Raw genomic sequence first — 21,020 nt, forward strand, 5'->3', positions numbered from 1 at the left:
GGACACCGTGCCCGGGGGGCGCCAGGGTCCGGTCATGACCACGACGCCCGGGTACGTCCACGGCCACGCGGCCGCGGTGCGCCGCTCGCACGCGCACCGCACCGCGGAGAACTCGGCCGCCCACCTGCTGCCCCACCTGGCGCCCGGGCTCGACCTGCTCGACGTCGGCTGCGGCGTGGGCACCCTGACGGCCGACCTCGCCGCGCGCACGGCCCCCGGCCGGACCGTCGGCGTCGACGCCTCGGCCGACGTGCTGACCGACGCCGCCGCGGCCGCCCGCGAGCGCGGGGTCGGCGTCGAGCTCGCCGTCGCCGAGGCCGGCGCGCTGCCCTTCGCCGACGGCACCTTCGACGTCGTGCACGCCCACCAGGTGCTGCAGCACCTGGCCGACCCCGTCGGAGCCCTGCGCGAGATGGCCCGAGTGTGCCGGCCCGGCGGGCTGCTCGCCGTGCGCGACGCCGACTACGCCTCCGTGCACGCCCACCCCGACCTGCCGGGGCTGCGCACGTGGCGCGAGGCCTACCGCCGCGCGGCCCGCTCCGCCGGGGGCGACCCCGACGCCGGCGCCCACCTGCTCGCCCTGGCCCGCGCGGCCGGCCTCGCCGACGCCGCGGAGGTGGCCGAGCTGGTGCCCAGCGCCTCGGTGTGGCTGTTCGCCACGCCCGCCGAGCGGGCCTGGTGGGGCGGCACGTGGGCCGAGCGCGCGGAGGGCGAGCCGCTGGCCGGCCGACTGCGCGCCGCCGGCGCGGGCGCGGAGGACCTGCGGGAGGTGGCCGCCGCCTGGCGGGAGTGGAGCGCCCACCCCGACGGCTGGATGACGATGACGCACGGCGAGCTGCTCGTGCGCCTGCGCTGAGCGTCGCCGCCCGGCCCGGGTCCCCGCCTCAGGAGCCCGCGCGCTCCCAGGTGAAGGCGTGCCGCGGGTCCCAGGTGCGCGAGCAGCGCGTGCACGAGGACGTCCGCGCCGGGCGCCGGTGCCGGGTGACGGTGTGCCCGGCGGGGCAGGTGCCCGTCCACGCGCCCGGCAGCCGCGGCGCCGTGGGCGGCAGGGTGCGCCGGTCGTCCCCGCCGATGCGGCGCACCCGCTCGCGCCAGACGGCGTCGTGCCCGTGCTCGGGGCCCACCAGCGCGTGCGCGACCTCGTGCAGGACGGTGAGCCGCACCTCCTCCTCGCTGTGCAGCGCGGTCAGCGGCCGGCTCAGCCCGATCTCGCGCCGGTGCGCCCGGCAGACGCCCGCGCGCGTGCGGGCCCGGTCCAGGACGACCGTCCAGTCGCGCAGCCCGTGCTCGTCCAGCACCCGCCGCGCCATCGCCACCGCCGCGACCACGTCCACCCTCGTCCGCTCCCGTCCCCCGCGCCGCGGGCCCGTCCCGCCGGCGCCGGGCAGTCCACCACGCGGCCGCGACCGGCCCGCGCCCGGCGCGCCGCCCCGCGCCGGCCGTGGCAGCCTCGCGGGGTGCCCGACGCCGTGGTGGTGGGGGCGGGGCCCAACGGGCTGGCCGCCGCGCTCGTGCTGGCCCGCGCCGGGCTGGAGGTGGAGGTGCGCGAGCGCGCGGGCACCGTCGGCGGCGCCGCGAGCACCCGGGAGCTGACCCTGCCCGGGCACTGGCACGACGTGGGCTCCGCCGTGCACCCGATGGCGCTGGCCTCGCCGTTCTTCCGCGCCCTGGACCTGCCCGCGCTCGGGGTGGAGCTGCTGCAGCCCGAGGTGGCCTACGCCCACCCCCTGGACGGCGCCCGCGCCGCGCTGGCCCTGCGGGACCTGGACGCCACCGCCGACGGCCTGGGCGCCGACGGGCCGGCCTGGCGGGGCCTGCTCGGCCCGCTGGTGCGCCGCTGGCGCGAGGTCGTCGACCTGGCCCTGGGCGACCTGCGCCACCCGGCGCCCCGGCCCGCCGCCGCGCTGCGGCTGGCGCTGGCGGTCGCCGAGCAGGGCGGGCCGGCGTGGGGGGCCCGCTTCAGCGCCGACCTCGCCCCGGCGCTGCTGACCGGGGTGGCCGCGCACGCCGTCGCCCCGCCGCGCGCGCCCGGCCCGGCGGGCGCGGGGCTGCTGCTGGCCACGCTGGCGCACGCCGTGGGCTGGCCGGTGCCGCGCGGCGGCTCGCAGCGCATCAGCGACGCGCTGGCCGGCGAGGTGCGCCGCCTGGGCGGGCGGGTCGTGCTGGACGCGCCGGTGACGTCGCTGGCCGAGCTGCCGCCGGCGCGCGCGGTCCTGCTGGACGTGCTGCCGGGGGCGCTGGCGCGGATGGCACCGGGCCTGCCGTCCGGGTACGCCGCGCACCTGCGCCGCTGGCGGCACCGCTCGGCGGCCTCGCCCGTGCACTTCGTCCTCGACGGCCCGGTCCCGTGGGCGGCGCCGGGCGTGGACCGCGCCGGGACGGTGCACGTGGGCGGCCCGCGCGGGGAGGTGGTCGCCGCCGAGCGCGACGTCGCCGCCGGCCGGCACGCCCGGCGCCCCTACGTGCTGCTGTCGCAGCCGTCGCTGCTCGACGGCGGGCGGGCCCCGGCGGGCCGCTCGACGCTGTGGACGTACGCGCACGTGCCGTTCGGCTCGACGCTGGACGTGGGGGAGGCGGTGCAGCGGCAGGTGGAGCGCTTCGCGCCGGGCTTCTCCGACCGGGTGCTGCACCGCACGGCCGTGCCGGCCGTCGAGCTGGAGCGGGGCAACCCCAACCTGCCCGGCGGGGACGTCACGGGCGGGGCGGTCACGCCGTGGCAGCTGCTGGCGCGCCCGGTGCCGCGCTGGGACCCGTACCGGACCCCGCTGGAGGGGGTGTACCTGTGCTCGGCGGCGACCCCGCCCGCCTCGGGCGTGCACGGCATGTGCGGCGTGCACGCGGCGCGGAGGGCGCTGCGGCAGCGCTTCGGGATCGTGGTGGGCCCCGACGGGCTGACGCCCGGCTGAGGGCCGGTGGAGAGGTGGGTGCCCCCGGCAGGACTCGAACCTGCGCACACGGCTCCGGAGGCCGATGCTCTATCCGCTGAGCTACGGGGGCGCAGCGAGCGAGGTGGACACTACCAGCGCCGCGCCCGCGGTCGGACCAGGGGCCGCTCGACGGGCCCCCCCCGACGGGCTCCGGGCGGCTCCCCGGACGGCGGCGGGGAGGCCGCGGGCCCGCCGGTAGGCTCGTGGCGTGACCCCCGCCGAGCTCTCCTCCGCCCTGAGGGACGCCCTGACCGCGGCCGTCGCCGCCGGCGAGCTGTCCCTGGACCCCGCCGACGTCCCGGCGGACGTGCGGGTGGAGCGCCCCAAGAACCGCGACCACGGCGACTGGGCGACCAGCGTCGCGCTGCAGCTGGCCAAGCGCGCCGGGCGCCCGCCGCGCGAGGTCGCCGACGTCGTGCGCGCGCGCCTGCTCGAGGTGCCCGGCGTGCGCGCCGTCGACGTCGCCGGCCCCGGGTTCCTCAACGTGACGCTCGAGGCGGCCGCCGCGGGCGAGCTGGCCCGCACCGTCGTGGAGGCCGGCGAGCGCTTCGGCGCAGCGGCGACCCCCACGGGTGAGCGCGTGAACCTGGAGTTCGTCTCGGCCAACCCCACCGGCCCGATCCACCTGGGCGGCACCCGCTGGGCCGCGGTCGGCGACTCCCTGGCGCGCATCCTCACCGCCGCCGGCGCGGAGGTGACGCGCGAGTACTACTTCAACGACCACGGCGCGCAGATCGACCGGTTCGCCCGCTCGCTGCTGGCCCGGGCGCACGGCGAGCCCGCCCCCGAGGACGGCTACGGCGGCGACTACGTCGGTGAGATCGCCGACGCCGTCCTGGCCCGCGTGCCGGACCTGCTGCAGCGCCCGCGCGACGAGCAGCAGGAGGTGTTCCGCCGCGAGGGCGTGGACCTCATGTTCACCGAGATCAAGCAGAGCCTGGCCGAGTTCGGCGTGCAGTTCGACGTCTACTTCCACGAGGACTCCCTGCACGCCTCCGGGGCCGTGCAGCGGGCCGTGGACAAGCTGCGCGAGCTGGGCCGGATCTACGACGCCGACGGCGCGGTCTGGTTGCGCACCAGCGACTTCGGTGACGACAAGGACCGCGTCGTGATCAAGAGCGACGGGAACCCGGCGTACATCTCCGGGGACCTGGCCTACTACCTCGACAAGCGCGAGCGGGGTTTCGACCGGGCCGTCATCATGCTCGGCGCGGACCACCACGGCTACATCGGCCGGATGATGGCGATGTGCGCCGCGTTCGGCGACGAGCCCGGCCGCAACCTCGAGATCCTCATCGGCCAGATGGTGAACCTCGTCAAGGACGGCGCCCCGGTCCGGATGAGCAAGCGCGCCGGCACGGTCGTCACGATGGAGGACCTCGTCGAGGCGGTCGGCGTGGACGCCGCCCGGTACTCGCTGGTGCGCTCCTCGGCGGACACCGCCATCGACGTCGACCTCGACCTGCTCGTCAAGCGCAGCAACGACAACCCCGTCTTCTACGTGCAGTACGCGCACGCCCGCACGTCGAACGTGGCGGTCAACGCCGCCGCCGCCGGGGTGCGCCGCGAGGACGCCTTCGACCCCGCGCTGCTCGTGGAGGAGACCGAGTCGCTGCTGCTGGCCGCGCTCGCGGAGTTCCCCGCGGTGGTCGCCCGGGCCGGTGAGCTGCGCGAGCCGCACCGCGTGGCGCGGTACCTGGAGGAGCTGGCGGGGCGCTACCACAAGTTCTACGACGCGTGCCGGATCACCCCGCGCGCCGAGGAGGAGGTCCAGGACGTGCACCGCACCCGGTTGTGGCTGAACGACGCGACGCGGCAGGTCCTGGCCAACGGCCTGGGTCTGCTGGGCGTCTCGGCCCCGGAGCGCATGTAGTGGCCCCCTCGCACGAGGCCGGGACGCTGCACGCCCCCGGCAGCGGCCAGACCGCGATCGTCCCGTCCTGGCTGCGCGCCCCCGACGACGTCAACGAGCTGCTGCCCGCGCTGTGGGCGCGCACGGTCGAGCGCGGCGCGGACGGCGCGCTGCGGGTGGGCGGGGCCAGCGTCGCCGACCTGGCCGCCACCCACGGAACGCCGCTGTTCGTCCTGGACGAGGTCGACTTCCGGGCCCGCGCCACGGCCTTCCGCGACGCCTTCGCCGACGCCTTCGCCGACCTGTGCGGCGGCGCCGACGTCTACTACGCGGCGAAGTCCTTCATGGCCACCGGGGTGGGCCGCTGGCTGGCCGAGGACGGGCTGTCGCTGGACGCCGCGAGCGCCGGGGAGATGGAGCTGGGGCTGCGCGGCGGGGTACCGGGTTCGCGGATCGCCTTCCACGGCAACAACAAGTCGCGCGCGGAGCTGCGCGGCGCCCTGGAGCGCGGGGTGGGCCGGGTCGTCGTCGACAACCTCACCGAGGTCGAGGTGCTGGCCGACGTGGCCCGCGAGCTCGGCGTCGTGGCGCCGGTGATGATCCGCGTGACGGTGGGCGTGGAGGCCCACACGCACTCCTACATCGCCACCGCCCACGAGGACCAGAAGTTCGGGCTCTCGCTGGCCGGCGGCGGCGCGGAGGCCGCCGTCGCGGCCGTGCTGGCCCGCCCGGAGCTGCGCCTGCTGGGCCTGCACAGCCACATCGGCTCGCAGATCTTCGACATGTCCGGCTTCGAGGTCTCCGCGCGCCGCCTGCTCGGGCTGCACGCGCGCGTCGAGCGCGAGCACGGCGTGGCGATGCCCGAGGTGGACCTCGGCGGCGGGTACGGGATGGCGTACACCTCCGAGCACGAGCCGCTGGCACCCGCGGAGATCGCGGGCCGGCTGGCCCAGATCGTGGAGCGCGAGTGCCGCGCCGAGGGCGTGGCGGTGCCGCGCGTGTCGGTCGAGCCGGGCCGCTCGATCTCGGGGCCGAGCACCTTCACGCTCTACGAGGTCGGCAACGTCAAGGACGTCGAGCTCGGCGGCGGCGCCAGCCGCCGCTACGTGGCCGTCGACGGCGGGATGAGCGACAACATCCGCACCGCCCTGTACGACGCGGACTACTCCGCGACGCTGGCCTCGCGCCACTCGGCCGCCCCGGCCGTGCTCAGCCGGGTCGTCGGCAAGCACTGCGAGAGCGGCGACGTCGTCGTCAAGGACGAGTTCCTGCCCGGCGACACCGGCCGCGGGGACCTCGTCGCCGTGCCGGGCACGGGGGCTTACTGCCGCAGCATGGCGAGCAACTACAACCAGCTGCCGCGCCCGGGCGTGGTCGCGGTGCGCGACGGCGCCGCGCGGGTCCTGGTGCGCCGCGAGACGCCGGAGGACCTCCTGGCGCTCGACGCCGGCTGACCGGCCGGGTGCCCGGAGGGCTGGTCGGACCCCGGACGGGGTCCGTGGGAGGGTTGTCGGCGGTCCGGGCGGGGTGCCCGGCGAACGGAGCGGGGGGACGTCTGCGGTGGAGCCGGTGAAGGTCGCGTTGCTCGGGTGCGGGGTCGTCGGCACCGAGGTGGCGCGTCTGCTGACGAGCCAGGCCGACGAGCTGGCCGCCCGCGTGGGCGCCCCCCTGGAGCTGGTGGGCATCGCCGTGCGCCGCCTGGGCCGCGCGCGCGACCTGGACGTGCCGGCGGAGCTGTTCACCACCGACGCCGAGGAGCTGGTGACCCGCGCCGACGTCGTCGTGGAGGTCATCGGCGGCATCGAGCCCGCGCGCGGCCTGCTGCTGCGCGCGATGGAGCACGGCGCCGGCGTGGTGACGGCCAACAAGGCGCTGCTGGCCGCCGACGGCCCGGCCCTGTACGAGGCGGCCGCCGCGAACGGCGTCGACCTGTACTTCGAGGCGTCCGTGGCCGGGGCCATCCCGCTGCTGCGCCCGCTGCGCGAGTCGCTGGCCGGGGACCGGGTCACCCGCGTCCTCGGCATCGTCAACGGCACGACGAACTACGTGCTGGACCAGATGGACACCACGGGCATGGGCTTCGGCGAGGCCGTGGAGCAGGCGCAGGCGCTCGGCTACGCCGAGGCCGACCCCACCGCCGACGTCGAGGGCTTCGACGCGGCCGCCAAGGCCGCCATCCTCGCCTCGCTGGCCTTCCACACCCGCGTGGACCTGGACCGCGTGCACCGCGAGGGCATCACCGAGGTCAGCGCCGCCGACGTGCGCGCGGCGCAGCAGCAGGGCTGCGTGGTCAAGCTGCTGGCGATCTGCGAGCGCGCCCGCACCGCCGACGGCGCCGAGGCCGTCTCGGTGCGCGTGCACCCGGCGATGCTGCCGCGCGAGCACCAGCTGGCGGGCGTGCGCGGGGCCTTCAACGCCGTGTACGTCGAGGCGGAGGCGGCCGGGCAGCTGATGTTCTACGGCCCGGGCGCGGGCGGGCAGCCGACCGCGAGCGCGGTGCTGGGCGACGCGGTCGCGGTCGCGCGCCACCGCGTGCTGGGCGGGCGCGGGCCGGGGGAGTCGGCGTACGCCGACCTGCCGGTGCAGCCGATGGGCGAGACCGTCACCCGCTACCACGTGCGCCTGGACGTGGCCGACCGCCCGGGCGTGCTCGCGCAGGTGGCGGGGGTCTTCGCCACGCACGGCGTGTCGATCGAGGCGGTGCGCCAGCGCCAGGACGACGCCGGGCGCGCCGTGCTGGTCGTCGTGACGCACGCGGCGCCCGACGCGGCGCTGGCCGCCACCGTCGACGAGCTGGAGCAGTTGGACATCGTGGAGTCCGTGGCCGGGGTGCTGCGGGTCGAGGGCGCCGACGGCGCCGGCAGGGGAGGGGACGCCTGATGGCGCACGTGTGGCGCGGCCTGGTCGAGGAGTACCGGGACCGCCTGCCGGTCACCGCGGACACGCCGGTGGTGACGCTGCACGAGGGCGGCACGCCGCTCGTGCCCGCGCGCAAGCTGTCGGAGCTGACCGGCTGCGACGTGCGGCTGAAGGTGGAGGGCTGCAACCCCACGGGCTCCTTCAAGGACCGCGGGATGACGATGGCGATGTCCAAGGCCAAGGAGGCCGGCGCGGAGGTCGTCATCTGCGCCTCCACGGGCAACACCTCCGCCTCGGCGGCCGCCTACGCGACGGCCGCCGGGATCCGCTGCGCCGTCCTCGTGCCCGACGGCAAGATCGCGATGGGCAAGCTGTCGCAGGCCGTGGCCCACGGGGCCACGCTGCTGCAGGTCGACGGCAACTTCGACGAGTGCCTGACCCAGGCGCGCAAGCTGGCCGAGGCGTACCCGGTCGAGCTGGTGAACTCGGTGAACCCGTACCGCATCGAGGGCCAGAAGACCGGCGCCTTCGAGGTCGTCGACGTCCTGGGCGACGCCCCGGACATCCACGCGCTGCCCGTCGGCAACGCCGGCAACATCACCGCGTACTGGAAGGGCTACGTCGAGTACGCCGCGGACGGGGTGGCCACCCGCCGCCCGCGCATGTGGGGCTTCCAGGCCGCCGGCGCCGCGCCCATCGTGGCCGGGCACCCCGTCGACCAGCCGGAGACGATCGCCACGGCCATCCGGATCGGCAACCCCGCCTCCTGGACGGGCGCCACGACGGCCCGCGACGACTCCGGCGGGCGCATCGACGCCGTCGACGACGAGCAGATCCTCGAGGCGCACCGCTGGCTGAGCGCCGAGGAGGGCGTCTTCGTCGAGCCGGCCTCGGCCGCGGGCGCGGCGGGGATCCTCGCCGCGCACCGCGCGGGCGAGCTGGAGCGGGGCCTGCGCATCGTCATCACCGTCACCGGGCACGGGTTGAAGGACCCCCAGTGGGCGCTGGAGCTGGCCGGGGAGCGCGAGGGCGGGCTGCGCCGGCCCGTGCAGCCGGTGCGCGTGCAGCCGGACGCGGTGACCATCGCCCGCGCCCTGTCGCTGGACGTCTGAGCGGGGCCGGGCAGCCGTGGAGCTGACGGGGGTGCCGGTCCCGCCGCGCGGCCGGGCCGTGCCCGCCGGGCCGTCGCGGCGGCTGCCGGAGGGGGCGGCCGCGCGGGTGTCGGTGCCGGCCACGAGCGCCAACCTCGGGCCCGGCTTCGACGCCTTCGGCCTGGCCCTGGAGGTGCGCGACACCGTCGTGGCGCGGGCCGGCGCCCCCGGGGAGGGGCTCGTGGTGCGCGTGGAGGGCGAGGGCGCCGGCCGGGTGCCCACCGACGGCCGGCACCTGGTGGTGCGGGTCCTGCGCGACGAGCTGGCCGCCCACGGCGTCGAGGCCCCGGACCTGCACCTGCTGTGCCGCAACGCCGTCCCGCACGGGCGCGGGCTCGGCTCCTCCGCCTCGGCGATCGTCGCGGGCCTGGCCGCCGCGCACGGCCTGCTGGCCGCCGCGGGGTACGCGGACGACGACGCCGCGGGGGACGCCGCGGTGCGCGAGCGGCTGCTCAGCGAGGCCACCCGGCTGGAGGGGCACCCCGACAACGCCGCCCCCGCCGTGGTGGGCGGGTTCACCATCGCCTGGACGCGCGGCGACGACCCGGCGCACCCGCAGGCCGTGCGCACCGTGCGGCTGGACGTGCACGAGGACGTGCGCGCGCTGGTGTGCGTGCCCGACGAGGAGCTGGCCACCTCCCGCGCCCGCGCCCTGCTGCCGGCGACGGTCCCGCACGCGGACGCCGCCCTGACGGCCGGGCGGGCGGGGCTGCTCGTGCACGCCCTGACCCGGGACCCGTCGCTGCTGCTGGACGCCACCGAGGAGCGCCTGCACCAGGCGCAGCGGGCACCGGCGATGCCGGCCACCGCGGACCTGCTGGCCCGGCTGCGCGGGGCGGGCCTGCCCGCGGTGGTCTCCGGCGCCGGGCCGAGCGCCCTCGTCCTCGTGCCCGCGGACCGCACGGCCGACGTGCGCGCCCTGGCCGGTGGGGCCGGCGGCTGGCGGGTGCACGAGTGCGCCGTCGCGGCCGGCGGCGTGACGTGGGAGGTCGTGCGGGACCCGGGCGCCGCGGGCCGCTGAGCGCACCGGCGCCGCGCACCGGGACAGCCCGGTGGTCCGGCACCAGCGCGCGCACCCGTCCGGGTGGCCGGGGGTGTCGGGAACGATCCGCCGGGGCCCGGGTGTTACAGTCGTCAGCAGCACCTCCGGCGAGACCGCGACGCGTCGTCGACGTCTCTCGCAGGCACCTCTCGCCTCACGGTGCGCCTCCACGACTTCCTCGCGCTTCCCCGCGCGTCCGTGGAGATCTGACAGCTGCCCCACGGGCAGGCATCGCGACCGTGCCTCATCTCTCCTGGCCGTCGCTGGACGAGGGGGAAGGACCTTCGTGACAGACACCACCGACATCGCTGCCACCGCAGCGACCGACGGCACCACCGGCGCGGACGCCGGCGCGCCGCGCCGCACCGGCAGCCTGTCCGCCCTGCGCCTGCCCCAGCTGCAGGCCCTCGCCGCCGAGCTGGGCATCTCCGGCACCGGCCGCATGCGCAAGGTGGACCTGCTCGCCGCGATCCGCGAGCACCAGTCCGGCGTCCCGCAGGCCGCGGCCCGGGCCGACGTCTCCACCGCCGCTCCCGCCGCCGACGCCCCCGCCGACGCGCAGGGCACCGACGGGCAGGGCACCGACGGGCAGGCCGTGTCCGCAGCGTCCACCGCGACGTCGCGCACCCGCTCGCGGCGCGCCTCCGCGCCGGCCGGTGCGCCGTCGGCCCGCCAGGACGTCCTGGCCGCCGACGCCGGGCAGGACGACCCCGCCGCCCAGCTGGCCGCCCGCCCGGCCGACGGCGCGGACGTCCCCACCCGCACGACGACCGACACCGCCACGGGGGCGGTCACCCCGGGCACCGCGCCCGCCGAGTCGCCCGCCGGCAGCGAGAACGGCCCCAGCCGCACCGGCGAGCTGTCCACGCCGTCCGTGCCGAGCCTGGACGACTTCGCGGCGCGCTCGCGCCCGGAGCAGCGCGAGCGACTCGAGGCCCGCGCCGAGGGCGAGCGCACCGAGCGCCTCTCGCGCCGCGAGCGCGCCCGCCGCGACCGCGTGCGCGAGCCCGACCAGCAGGTCGAGCTGCCGAGCATGCCGGTGCGCGAGCGCGTCGAGCAGGCCGAGCGCCCCGACCGGGACGGCCGGGCGGACCGCACCGAGGACGTCCGCGCGGACGACCGGGGCGAGCGCGGCGAGGACCGGGCCGACCGCCCCGAGCGCGGTGACCGCGCTGCGCGCGCCGACCGCGCTGAGCGGACGGACCGCGCCGACCGCGCCGAGCGCACCGACCGGGTCTCCGCCGGTCCCGCGGGCCCGGCGGACGACGACGACGACCGCGGCGGCCGCCGCGGCCGGGGCCGCAACCGCTACCGCGACCGCAAGGGCCGTCGCGGCGGGCGCGGCGAGGCTCCCGAGGTCGACACCGACATCAGCGAGGACGACGTCCTGCTGCCCGTGGCCGGCATCCTCGACGTGCTGGACAACTACGCGTTCATCCGCACCTCCGGCTACCTGGCCGGCGCGAACGACGTGTACGTCTCGCTGGGCCAGGTGAAGAAGAACAACCTGCGCCCCGGCGACGCCGTCACCGGTGCGGTGCGCCAGCCCCGCGAGGGCGAGCAGCAGAACCAGCGCCAGAAGTTCAACGCCCTGGTGCGGGTGGACACCGTCAACGGCGCCCCGCCGGAGCAGGCGCGCCAGCGCCCGGAGTTCACCAAGCTGACGCCGCTGTACCCGCAGGAGCGGCTGCGCCTGGAGACCGAGCCCAACGTCCTGACCACGCGGATCATCGACCTGATGTCCCCGCTGGGCAAGGGCCAGCGCGGTCTGATCGTCGCCCCGCCGAAGGCCGGCAAGACGATGGTCATGCAGGCCATCGCCAACGCGATCACGACGAACAACCCCGAGTGCCACCTCATGGTCGTCCTCGTCGACGAGCGGCCCGAAGAGGTCACCGACATGCAGCGGACGATCAAGGGCGAGGTCATCGCCTCGACGTTCGACCGTCCCGCCTCCGACCACACCGCGGTCGCCGAGCTCGCCATCGAGCGCGCCAAGCGGCTGGTGGAGCTGGGCAACGACGTCGTCGTGCTGCTGGACTCGCTGACCCGCCTGTCGCGCGCCTACAACATCTCGGCGCCGGCCAGCGGCCGGATCCTGTCCGGCGGTGTGGACGCCTCGGCGCTGTACCCGCCCAAGCGCTTCTTCGGCGCGGCCCGCAACGTGGAGAACGGCGGCTCGCTGACCATCCTCGCCTCGGCCCTGGTCGAGACCGGCTCCAAGGCCGACGAGGTGATCTTCGAGGAGTTCAAGGGCACCGGGAACATGGAGGTGCGGCTGTCGCGCCAGCTGGCCGACAAGCGCATCTTCCCCGCCGTCGACGTCCCGGCCTCGGGCACGCGGCGCGAGGAGATCCTCATGTCCCGCGAGGAGCTGCAGACCGTCTGGAAGCTGCGCCGGGTCGTCACCGCGCTCGACGCGCAGGCGTCGATCGAGCTGCTGCTGGACCGCCTGAAGAAGACCCGCAGCAACCTGGAGTTCCTGCACCAGGTGCAGAGCTCCACCCCCCTGGCCCAGAAGGACTGAGGGAACACCCGCGGGGGGCGCTCGGTTGCAGACCGTGGCGCCTCCCGCGGGACATCCCGCGGGGAACCCTGTGGGAGACTGCGCCGACCGCAGGCACCGGCTCACGCCCCGACGGGCGACCCGGTGCCGACCACGCGACGAGGAGATGACCATGAAGGCCGGTATCCACCCGGAGTACGTCGACACCCAGGTGACCTGCACCTGCGGGAACACGTTCACCACCCGCAGCACGTCCACCTCGGGCGAGCTCCGCGCCGACGTCTGCAGCGCTTGCCACCCGTTCTACACGGGCAAGCAGAAGATCCTGGACACCGGCGGCCGCGTCGCCCGCTTCCAGCAGCGCTACGGCAAGAAGACCGCCAAGTAGCCAGCCCCCAGCGCCGGTCCCACCGCCTCCCCGGAGGCCGGAGGGGCCGGCGCTGTCGCACGTCCACCCCCTTCCTCGCCCCGTCGTGATCACGGACGGTGGACGGCTCACCCACCCGTGATCACGGTCGTCGAGGAGGAGTCCGTCGTGTTCGAGTCCGTCCAGCCGCTGCTCGCCGAGCACGAGGAGCTGGAGCGCCGCCTGGCCGACCCGGCGGTGCACGCGGACCCGGGCCTGGCGCGCTCGCTGGGGCGGCGCTACGCCGAGCTCGGCGCCGTCGTCGACGCCCACGCCACCTGGCGCGCCGCCCTCGACGACGCGGGCGCCGCGCGCGAGCTGGCCGCCGAGGACGCCTCCTTCGCCGCCGAGCTGCCGGGCCTGGAGGCCGCGGCCGACGAGGCGGCCGAGCGGCTGCGCCGGCTGCTGCTGCCCCGCGACCCCGACGACGGCCGCGACGTCATCCTGGAGATCAAGGCGGGGGAGGGCGGGGAGGAGTCCGCGCTCTTCGCCGGGGACCTGCTGCGCATGTACCTGCGCTACGCCGAGCGCCGCGGCTGGGCGACGGAGGTCCTGGACGCCACGGAGTCCGACCTGGGCGGGTACAAGGACGTCTCGGTGGCCGTGAAGGCGCGGGCGGCGGCGCCCGAGGGCGTGTGGCACTGGCTGAAGTACGAGGGCGGGGTGCACCGCGTGCAGCGCGTGCCGGTCACCGAGTCCGCCGGCCGCGTCCACACCTCCGCGGTGGGCGTCCTCGTCGTGCCCGAGGCCGAGGAGGTCGAGGTGAGCGTCGACCCGGGCGACCTGCGGATCGACGTCTTCCGCTCCTCCGGCCCCGGTGGGCAGAGCGTCAACACCACCGACTCCGCGGTGCGGATCACCCACCTGCCCACGGGCATCGTCGTCAGCTGCCAGAACGAGAAGTCGCAGCTGCAGAACCGCGAGCAGGCGATGCGGATCCTGCGCGCCCGGCTGCACGCCGCGGCGCAGGAGGCCGCTGACGCGGAGGCGTCGCAGGCGCGCCGCTCGCAGGTGCGCACGGTGGACCGATCCGAGCGGATCCGGACGTACAACTTCGGCGAGAACCGCATCGCCGACCACCGCACGGGCTTCAAGGCGTACAACCTCGACGCCGTCCTCGACGGGGACCTGGACCCGGTGGTCCGCTCGGCCGTCGAGGCGGACGAGGCGGCGCAGCTCGCCGCGGGCTGACGCGACCGTACGAAAATCTTGAACTTCCTACGCTTCGGCGTAGAGTCGTCGTCGTGGACGACGAGCGCTGGGAGCTGCTGGAGAAGCGGGTGGCCGCGCTGGAGGCCCGCGCGGCCGACGCGGTCCGCCCGGGGGACCGCGGTGAGTTCTGGGCCCTGGAGGGCCTGCGCGAGCGGGCGCAGGGCCGCTCGCAGGTCCTGTTCACCGGCTCCGTGGTCCTGCCGACCGGTGAGGAGGCCGCCTGGCAGGAGGGCGCCGACACCACCGCGCTGCTCGACGGCCTCGCCCAGGCCCTGGACACGGACGCCGAGGCGGCCGTCGCCCCGCTGAGCGCCCTGGCCCACCCCGTCCGGCTGCGCCTGGCCCTGGCGGTCCTGTCCGGCCGGCGCACCGTCGCCGAGCTGGGGGAGGGGCTGGGCACGACCGGGCAGCTGTACCACCACCTGCGCCAGCTGACCGCTGCCGGCTGGTTGACCGCCAGCGGTCGGGGCACGTGGACCGTCCCGGCCCAGCGGGTCGTCCCGCTGCTGACCCTGCTCGCCGCGGCGGGGTCCCGGTGAGCGCCCTGCGCGCCCGCCCCCCGCGCACCCGCGCCCGGGCGGCCGCCCCACCCGTCGTCGAGCTGCCGCGCCCGACCCGCCGGCAGAGGCTGGTGGGCCTGGTCGCCGCCCTCGCCCTGGCCGCGCTGGCCCTCGCGCTCCTGCCCCGGCCGCCCGCCCTGCGCGCCGACGCGACCGGCGACCCCGCGCTCGCCGAGCGCCTGCGCGCCGCGAGCACCGACCTCGACGTCCAGGGCGTGGCCGCGGCGACCGGCACCGGCGGGGACGTCGCGGCGGAAGCCGCCGTCGGCCGCGCCGACGCCCGCCCCGGCCGCGAGCGGGCGATGACGCCGGGAACCCCGCAGGAGATCGGCTCGGTCACCAAGTCCCTCACCGGCCTGCTGCTGGCCGACGCGGTCGCGCGCGGGGAGGTGGAGCCCACCACGACGCTCGGCGAGGTCCACCCCGGCGCCGGCCTGCCCGCCGACGTGGCCGGCCTGACGCTGGCCGAGCTGGCGACCCACGCCTCCGGGCTGCCGTCCCTGGGCGACGGCCGCACGCTGCGCGGCCTGGTCGCCAACGTGGCCGCGGGCAACCCCTACGCCGACCAGAGCGCGGCCGACCTCCTGGCCGAGGCGTCCTCCACGCGCCGCGACGGCGGCCGCGGGCGGTACTCGTACTCCAACCTGGGGTTCGGGCTCCTCGGGCACGCCCTGGCCGAGCGCGCCGGCACGCCCTACCCGCAGCTGCTCGACGAGCGCGTCCTGCGGCCGCTCGGGATGGCGGACACCGCCGTCACGCCCGACCCGCTGCCCGCCGGGCGGGCCCACGAGGTCGCGGCCAACGGCCGCGCGGTCGAGCCGTGGACGTCGGTGGGCAGCGGCCCGGCCGGTGCGGGCGCCTGGTCGACGGCCGCGGACCTGGGCCGCCTGGCCGCGGCGGTCGCGGCCGGCACGGCGCCCGGCCAGGACGCCGTCGCCCCGCGCGCGCCCACGGACCAGGAGCGGACGCTCACCGGCTGGGGGTTCTTCACCGCCGAGGTGGACACCGGCGACGGGGCGCGCCGCACCCTGCTGCTCAACAACGGCGCCACCGCCGGCGGGGCGTCCTCCCTGGTCGTCGACCCGGCCACGGGGGACTGGGTGGCGGTGACGACCCCGTCGGCCGCGCCCACGCAGACGATCGCCTTCCGCCTGCTGGGCGTGGACGTCCCGCCCGCGGGCGCGCGCGAGCGCTGGCTGTCCCCACCCGTCCTGCTGACGCTGTTCCTGCTGGTGGTCGGCGTGAGCGCAGTCCTGCCCGCCGCCCTGGCCCGCCGCGCGCGCACGGCCGCGCAGGTGCCCGACCGGTTGCGGGTGCTCGACGCCGTCGTCACGTCCGCGACGCTGCTGGTCGTGGTCCGCCTGACCGGCGCCTGGCAGACGGTGCCTCCGGCGCTGTGGGCCGTGGCCGTCGCCCTCGCCGGGCTGGGCGCCGGGCTGCTGGTCTCCCGCTGGCGCGCGCTGGACTGGCCGCGCGAGCGCTGGGCGCGGCGCTGGACGGGCGCCGGGCTGGGGTTCGCGGTGGTGGCGGGGCTGGCGGGGGCCGCCGTCCTCCTCTGAGCGGCCGCCGGGCCGGTGGTGAGAGGGTCGCCCGGTGCCCGACCCCGCCCCCACCGAGCGCGCCCTCGGCCCCGTCCTGACCGCCGCGGCCCGCCGGCTGGCCGACGCCGGCGTGCCCAGCCCGCGCGCCGACGCCGAGGCGCTGCTCGCCCACGCCCTCGGCGTGGACCGCTCGCGCCTGGCCGTCCTCGTGGCCCTCGGGAGCGCCGTCGAGGTGCCGGCGGCCCTCGAGCGGCTGCTGGCCGAGCGCGCCGACCGGGTCCCGCTGCAGCACCTGACGGGCCGCGCGCCGTTCCGGGGGCTGGAGCTGCTCGTCGGACCCGGCGTGTTCGTGCCGCGGCCCGAGACGGAGGTCGTGGCCGGACTGGCCGTCGAGGAGGCCGCGGCGCTCGCGGCCGCCGGCGGCGCGCCGGTCGTGGTCGACCTGTGCACCGGGTCGGGGGCGATCGCGCTGGCCGTGGCCACCGAGGTGCCGGCGGCGCGGGTGCACGCCGTCGAGCTCGACCCGATGGCACGCGCCTGGGCGCAGCGCAACGTCGAGGAGGTCCTCGCGGGGACCGGTGCGGCCGTGGACCTGCGGCTGGGCGACGCGGCCGCGGCCTTCGCCGACCTCGACGGCGGCGTGGACGTGGTGGTGTCCAACCCCCCGTACGTGCCGCCCGGCGCGGTGCCGCAGGAGCGCGAGGTCGCCGAGCACGACCCGGAGCTGGCCCTGTACGGCGGGGGACCGGACGGCCTGGAGGTGCCGCGCGCCGTCGTGGCCGCCGCGGCGCGGCTGCTGCGGCCGGGGGGCCTGCTGGTGTTCGAGCACGCCGAGGTCCAGGAGACCTCCGCGCGCCGGCTGGTGGCCGGGTCCGCGTGGGAGGCCGCGGCCGGGCACCGCGACCTCACCGGGCGCCCGCGGGCGACGTCGGCGCGCCGGGCCCCGGGGCCCGCCGGGCGGCGGGCGCCGGCGGTGGGAGACTCGCTCGCGTGAGACCCCCCTACGTGTGCGCCGAACCGGCCTCGCGCGAACGCGGCCTCGCGGCCGCGCACAGCGCGGTGCAGCGCGGTGAGGTCGTGGTCCTGCCGACCGACACCGTCTACGGCATCGGCGCCGACGCCTTCTCGCCGTCGGCGGTGCAGAAGCTCCTGGACGCCAAGGGCCGCGGGCGCTCGATGCCCCCGCCGGTGCTCGTGCCGGAGGTCCGCACCATCGACGGGCTGGCCACGGGCGTGCCGTTCGCGGTGCGCGAGCTCGTCGACGCCTTCTGGCCGGGAGCCCTGACGGTGGTGTGCCGGGCGCAGCCGTCCCTGACGTGGGACCTGGGCGACACCGGCGGCACGGTGGCGCTGCGGATGCCGCTGCACCCGGTGGCCCTGGAGCTGCTGCGCCGCACCGGCCCGATGGCCGTCTCCAGCGCCAACCTGTCCGGACAGCCGGCCGCCACCACCGTCGAGGAGGCGGTGGAGCAGCTCGGCAGCAGCGTGCGCGTCTACCTCGACGGCGGCCCGAGCCCGAAGGGCGCGCCCTCCACCATCGTCGACGCCTCCGACGGCACCCTGCGGGTGCTGCGCCTGGGCGCGCTGTCGGAGGAGGAGCTGCGCCGCGCCGTGCCGAAGGGCTGGGCGGACGACCCCGCCGAGGCCGGAGCCGGGCCCGCGGACGAGGCGGAGCCGGCGGACGAGCCCGGTGAGCCGGTGGACGGCGCCGCCGAGCGCAGCGGCTGAGGTGCCGCCGTGAGGGCCTACCTGCTCGTCATCGTCGTCGCGGCCGCCGTGACGTACCTGACGACGCCGCTGGTGCGGCTGCTGGCGCAGCGCGTGGGGGCCGTCACCCCGATCCGCGACCGCGACGTGCACGCGGTGCCGGTGCCGCGCATGGGCGGGGTGGCGATGCTGCTGGGGGTGGGCGCCGCCCTGCTGGTGGCCTCGCAGATCCCCTTCCTGGGCCGGGTGTTCGAGACCCGGCCGGGCCCGCTGTGGGTGCTGGTCGGCGCGCTCATCGTGTGCGCGGTCGGCGTGGCCGACGACGTGGTGCAGCTGGACGCGGTCACCAAGCTCGCCGGGCAGGTGCTGGCCGCGGGCGTCATGGGCTGGCAGGGCGTGAGCCTGCTGCAGCTGCCCATCGGCGGGGTGACGCTGCTGAGCAGCCAGGCGCTCATGGCCATCACGGTCCTCGTGGTGCTCGTGTCGGTGAACGCCGTGAACTTCGTCGACGGCCTCGACGGGCTGGCGGCCGGCATCGTGGGGATCGGCGCCACGGCGTTCTTCGTCTACTCCTACGCCCTGCAGCGCGGCGCCTCGGACGACTACGCCTCGCTGGCGACGCTGGTGGCAGCCGTCACGGTGGGCTGCTGCGTGGGGTTCCTGCCGCACAACGCCCACCCGGCGCGCGTCTTCATGGGCGACTCCGGCTCCATGCTGCTGGGTCTGCTGCTGGCCAGCTCGACGATCGCCGCGACGAGCACCGTGGACCCCGAGGTGGTCTCCAGCGAGCAGATCGCCCCGGCGTTCTTCCCGCTGCTGCTGCCCATCGCGGTCCTGCTGGTGCCGTTCTGCGACATGCTCCTGGCCGTCGTGCGCCGCACCCGCGAGGGCAGGGCGTTCTGGCACCCGGACAAGAAGCACCTGCACCACCGGTTGCTGCAGATGGGGCACTCGCACGGGGTGGCCGTGCTCGTCATGTACTCCTGGGCGGCGTTCCTCAGCTTCGGCGCCGCCTCCTACGCGTTCCTGCCGCTGTCGCAGGCCCTGGCCGTCGCCGTGGGGGCCGGGCTGGCGGTGCTGGCGTTCACGTTCGGGCCGCTGTACTGGCGGCGCCGGCACGCTCCGCGCCCGCCCGCCGGAGGGGCCCCGCGCGGTGGTCCGGAGGGCGGCTCGCCACGGCCCGCGGCCCCCTCCGGCGCCGCCCGCCCGTGAACCGCCCGCGCCGCCGGGGCGTCTGCGACGGCGCGTAGGAGGTGGGAGAGCTCGTGATAGCTTTCACGAAGTCTCCCCGGCGCCCCCGCGGCTCCGGGAGCAGCGCCGACGAGCCGGACCCCCCGACGACCCGCCGACGACGGAGAGCAGCCACCGTGAGCAGCAGGACCGACGACGTGTTCAGCGTCGTCCCCCGGCGCTCGCTGCCCGTCGTGGCGGGAGCGGCGCTCCTGGCCACCGGCGCCGGCGCCCTGACCGGTGGTGCGGCCGCCGCGGTGAGCGCCCTGGTCGGCGGCGCCCTGGCGACGGCCTTCCTGGCCTCCACCTACCTGCTGCTGCGCGTCCTCAAGCACGTCGACGTGACGATGCACCTCGCGGTCGCGCTGTCCGTCTACCTGCTGAAGGTCAGCGTGCTGGCCGGCGCCGTCCTGGCCCTCAGCACCCGCAGCGACCTGCTCGGCGGCTGGGTCGCCGGCACCGCCGCGGTCTGCGCGCTGGTCTGGGTCGCGGCCGAGGTGCGGGCGTTCACCCGCCTGCGCCTGCCCGTGTTCACCCTCGGCGGCGGTGACGCCCGGTGAACCCGGCGCACCCCGGGGCCGCGCGCCCCTGTTACCGTTCCGCGCACCATGCCTGCGCAGGACGACCCCACCCCTCCCGCACCGCGGCAGCAGCCGCCGTCGCCGGAGCCGGGCGAGCAGGACGCGCGCAGGGACAGCGACACCGCGTGGAACGCGGTCTCGTACCTCATGACCGGGGTCTTCGGCGGGGCCCTGGCCGGGTGGGCGCTCGACCGCTGGCTGGGCACCGCGTTCCTGACGCCGGTGCTGCTGCTGGCCGGGGCGGCGTCCACCGTCTACTACGTCTGGTTCCGGTACGGTTCGCGCTGAGCCTGAGGAGCCCGGGGTGCTGACGACGTCGCCCGCCCCGCAGCACCACCACACCCGTTCCCACACCGGCGTTCGTACGGAGGAGAGGCAGTGACCCTGCAGGCGTTGGCCGCGCAAGGCGGTTTCGAGGCGCCCGGCGTCAAGGACTTCTGGCAGCCGCTGGTCGGCGACGGCAACTGGGCGCTGACCCGGTCCTCCTTCGTCTTCGCCATCCTCGCGGTCCTGCTGGGCGTCGTCCTGATCGCAGCCACGCGCAAGCTCTCCGTCGTGCCCACCAAGGGCCAGTTCATCACCGAGAGCTTCTACGGGTTCGTCCGCAACGGCGTCGCGCGGGACATCATCGGGTCGAAGGAGTTCCTCCGCTTCGTCCCGCTGCTGTTCACGATGTTCACGCTGATCCTGGCGAACAACCTGGTCGGCGTCATCCCGCCGGTGATGTTCCCGACGAACAGCCGCATCGCCTTCCCGCTCGCGCTGACGATCGTCGTGTACCTCACGTACCACATCGTCGCGATCCAGCGGAAGGGCGGCACCGGCTACCTCAAGAGCCTCATGCCGCCGGGCGTGCCCGGGTACATCGCGCCGCTGGTGTACGTGCTGGAGCTGCTGACGTACTTCGTCACCCGGCCCTTCACCCTGGCGCTGCGCCTGTTCGCGAACATGTTCGCGGGCCACATGCTCATCCTCGTCCTCGTCCTGGGCGGGGAGCACCTGCTGCTCCACACGAGCGGGTTCCTCCCGGTGACCGGCGTCGTCGCGTTCGTCTTCAGCATCGTCATGCTCTTCTTCGAGCTGCTGATCCAGGTGCTGCAGGCGTACGTGTTCACGCTCCTCACCGCCACCTACATCGCCGGCGCCATCGCCGACGAGCACTGACCCACCGCCCGACCCCGACCCGCGGCGCAGACGCGCCGCGGACCGAGAAGAGAGAAAGAGGACCATGGAAGGCAGCCTGAACGCCATCGGTTACGGCCTCGCGGCCATCGGCCCCGCGATCGCCGTCGGCCTCATCTTCGCCGCCTACATCAACGGCGTGGCCCGTCAGCCCGAGTCGCGCGGCATGCTGCAGCCGATCGCCATCCTGGGCTTCGCGCTCGCGGAGGCCCTCGCGCTGCTGGGCTTCGTGCTCGCGTTCATCCTCTGACGTCCGCCTGACCA

The 21,020-nt window shown here is 76.7% G+C and carries 20 protein-coding genes and 1 tRNA gene; 19 read left to right on the top strand and 2 right to left on the bottom strand.

Features of this window, described 5'->3' with window-relative positions; genetic code table 11:
- Positions 1 to 34 precede the first annotated feature (34 nt).
- On the top strand, positions 35 to 856 hold the full coding sequence (locus tag ACRYMY_RS12115; RefSeq protein ID WP_432547509.1) for a class I SAM-dependent methyltransferase: 822 nt from the start codon (positions 35 to 37) through the stop codon (positions 854 to 856).
- Between the two features lie 28 nt (positions 857 to 884).
- On the opposite strand, the gene ACRYMY_RS12120 is transcribed toward ACRYMY_RS12115, so the two are convergent.
- Positions 885 to 1,334: a SprT-like domain-containing protein gene (locus tag ACRYMY_RS12120; protein WP_432547510.1), complete on the bottom strand. Its 450-nt coding sequence runs from the start codon at positions 1,332 to 1,334 to the stop codon at positions 885 to 887.
- 123 nt (positions 1,335 to 1,457) lie between these two features.
- Here ACRYMY_RS12120 and ACRYMY_RS12125 point away from each other — a divergent pair, with 123 nt between their 5' ends.
- Positions 1,458 to 2,906, top strand: coding sequence for a phytoene desaturase family protein (locus ACRYMY_RS12125; RefSeq protein WP_432547511.1), 1,449 nt, complete (start codon positions 1,458 to 1,460; stop codon positions 2,904 to 2,906).
- A 19-nt stretch (positions 2,907 to 2,925) separates the two neighbouring features.
- Here ACRYMY_RS12125 and ACRYMY_RS12130 read toward each other — a convergent pair.
- Positions 2,926 to 2,997 (bottom strand) — tRNA-Arg (locus ACRYMY_RS12130).
- A 138-nt stretch (positions 2,998 to 3,135) separates the two neighbouring features.
- Between ACRYMY_RS12130 and argS the strand changes: the two genes are divergently transcribed.
- The 17 genes from argS to ACRYMY_RS12215 all read left to right on the top strand — a co-directional run bounded on the left by argS (position 3,136) and on the right by ACRYMY_RS12215 (position 21,006).
- Positions 3,136 to 4,800, top strand: coding sequence for an arginine--tRNA ligase (argS, locus tag ACRYMY_RS12135; RefSeq protein ID WP_432547512.1), 1,665 nt, complete (start codon positions 3,136 to 3,138; stop codon positions 4,798 to 4,800).
- On the top strand, positions 4,800 to 6,233 hold the full coding sequence (gene lysA, locus ACRYMY_RS12140) for a diaminopimelate decarboxylase (protein ID WP_432547513.1): 1,434 nt from the start codon (positions 4,800 to 4,802) through the stop codon (positions 6,231 to 6,233). The genes argS and lysA overlap by 1 nt, the downstream gene beginning before the upstream one ends.
- A 106-nt stretch (positions 6,234 to 6,339) precedes the next feature.
- The gene (locus ACRYMY_RS12145) at positions 6,340 to 7,659 is read left to right on the top strand and encodes a homoserine dehydrogenase (RefSeq protein ID WP_369053749.1); all 1,320 of its coding nucleotides are present in this window, start codon (positions 6,340 to 6,342) and stop codon (positions 7,657 to 7,659) included.
- The gene (gene thrC, locus ACRYMY_RS12150; protein WP_432547514.1) at positions 7,659 to 8,750 is read left to right on the top strand and encodes a threonine synthase; all 1,092 of its coding nucleotides are present in this window, start codon (positions 7,659 to 7,661) and stop codon (positions 8,748 to 8,750) included. Before ACRYMY_RS12145 ends, thrC begins: the two co-directional genes overlap by 1 nt.
- A gap of 31 nt (positions 8,751 to 8,781) precedes the next feature.
- Complete coding sequence (thrB, locus tag ACRYMY_RS12155; protein WP_432547515.1) at positions 8,782 to 9,810, top strand: homoserine kinase; 1,029 nt, start codon at positions 8,782 to 8,784, stop codon at positions 9,808 to 9,810.
- A 307-nt stretch (positions 9,811 to 10,117) separates the two neighbouring features.
- Positions 10,118 to 12,358 carry a transcription termination factor Rho gene (rho, locus tag ACRYMY_RS12160; RefSeq protein WP_432547516.1) on the top strand — a complete coding sequence of 747 codons (2,241 nt, stop codon included), beginning with the start codon at positions 10,118 to 10,120 and terminating at the stop codon, positions 12,356 to 12,358.
- A 151-nt stretch (positions 12,359 to 12,509) separates the two neighbouring features.
- Positions 12,510 to 12,725 carry a 50S ribosomal protein L31 gene (gene rpmE / locus ACRYMY_RS12165; protein WP_432547517.1) on the top strand — a complete coding sequence of 72 codons (216 nt, stop codon included), beginning with the start codon at positions 12,510 to 12,512 and terminating at the stop codon, positions 12,723 to 12,725.
- Positions 12,726 to 12,872: 147 nt separating this feature from the next.
- A complete protein-coding gene (prfA, locus tag ACRYMY_RS12170; RefSeq protein ID WP_432547518.1) occupies positions 12,873 to 13,934 on the top strand; it encodes a peptide chain release factor 1 in 1,062 nt (353 codons plus the stop codon).
- Positions 13,935 to 13,987: 53 nt separating this feature from the next.
- Positions 13,988 to 14,494 (top strand): ArsR/SmtB family transcription factor, encoded by a 507-nt coding sequence (locus ACRYMY_RS12175; protein ID WP_432547519.1) that lies wholly within the window; start codon positions 13,988 to 13,990, stop codon positions 14,492 to 14,494.
- Complete coding sequence (locus ACRYMY_RS12180) at positions 14,491 to 16,074, top strand: serine hydrolase domain-containing protein (RefSeq protein ID WP_432547520.1); 1,584 nt, start codon at positions 14,491 to 14,493, stop codon at positions 16,072 to 16,074. Before ACRYMY_RS12175 ends, ACRYMY_RS12180 begins: the two co-directional genes overlap by 4 nt.
- Positions 16,075 to 16,108: 34 nt before the next feature.
- Positions 16,109 to 17,050, top strand: a complete 942-nt coding sequence (gene prmC / locus ACRYMY_RS12185) for a peptide chain release factor N(5)-glutamine methyltransferase (RefSeq protein ID WP_432547521.1) — start codon at positions 16,109 to 16,111, stop codon at positions 17,048 to 17,050.
- Positions 17,047 to 17,784, top strand: a complete 738-nt coding sequence (locus tag ACRYMY_RS12190; RefSeq protein WP_432547522.1) for an L-threonylcarbamoyladenylate synthase — start codon at positions 17,047 to 17,049, stop codon at positions 17,782 to 17,784. The genes prmC and ACRYMY_RS12190 overlap by 4 nt, the downstream gene beginning before the upstream one ends.
- Positions 17,785 to 17,793: 9 nt before the next feature.
- Entirely contained in the window at positions 17,794 to 18,975 is a 1,182-nt protein-coding gene (locus ACRYMY_RS12195; RefSeq protein WP_432547523.1) for a glycosyltransferase family 4 protein, read from the top strand.
- A 155-nt stretch (positions 18,976 to 19,130) separates the two neighbouring features.
- Positions 19,131 to 19,553 (top strand): hypothetical protein, encoded by a 423-nt coding sequence (locus ACRYMY_RS12200; protein ID WP_432547524.1) that lies wholly within the window; start codon positions 19,131 to 19,133, stop codon positions 19,551 to 19,553.
- Positions 19,554 to 19,601: 48 nt separating this feature from the next.
- On the top strand, positions 19,602 to 19,862 hold the full coding sequence (locus tag ACRYMY_RS12205; protein WP_432547525.1) for an AtpZ/AtpI family protein: 261 nt from the start codon (positions 19,602 to 19,604) through the stop codon (positions 19,860 to 19,862).
- Positions 19,863 to 19,952: 90 nt separating this feature from the next.
- Positions 19,953 to 20,738 carry a F0F1 ATP synthase subunit A gene (gene atpB / locus ACRYMY_RS12210; RefSeq protein WP_432547526.1) on the top strand — a complete coding sequence of 262 codons (786 nt, stop codon included), beginning with the start codon at positions 19,953 to 19,955 and terminating at the stop codon, positions 20,736 to 20,738.
- Between the two features lie 64 nt (positions 20,739 to 20,802).
- The gene (locus tag ACRYMY_RS12215) at positions 20,803 to 21,006 is read left to right on the top strand and encodes a F0F1 ATP synthase subunit C (RefSeq protein ID WP_369053771.1); all 204 of its coding nucleotides are present in this window, start codon (positions 20,803 to 20,805) and stop codon (positions 21,004 to 21,006) included.
- Positions 21,007 to 21,020: the final 14 nt, after the last annotated feature.

It is taken from the genome of Kineococcus haloalkalitolerans, assembly GCF_050871905.1.
Taxonomy (GTDB): Bacteria; Actinomycetota; Actinomycetes; order Actinomycetales; family Kineococcaceae; genus Kineococcus.

Excerpts from the sequence above, each read along its gene's own strand:
- rpmE (WP_432547517.1), top strand. The coding sequence starts at position 12,510 with ATGAAGGCCGGTATCCACCCGGAGTACGTCGACACCCAGGTGACCTGC.
- thrC (WP_432547514.1), top strand. The coding sequence starts at position 7,659 with ATGGCGCACGTGTGGCGCGGCCTGGTCGAGGAGTACCGGGACCGCCTG.
- ACRYMY_RS12115 (WP_432547509.1), top strand. The coding sequence starts at position 35 with ATGACCACGACGCCCGGGTACGTCCACGGCCACGCGGCCGCGGTGCGC.
- ACRYMY_RS12215 (WP_369053771.1), top strand. The coding sequence starts at position 20,803 with ATGGAAGGCAGCCTGAACGCCATCGGTTACGGCCTCGCGGCCATCGGC.
- ACRYMY_RS12205 (WP_432547525.1), top strand. The coding sequence starts at position 19,602 with ATGCCTGCGCAGGACGACCCCACCCCTCCCGCACCGCGGCAGCAGCCG.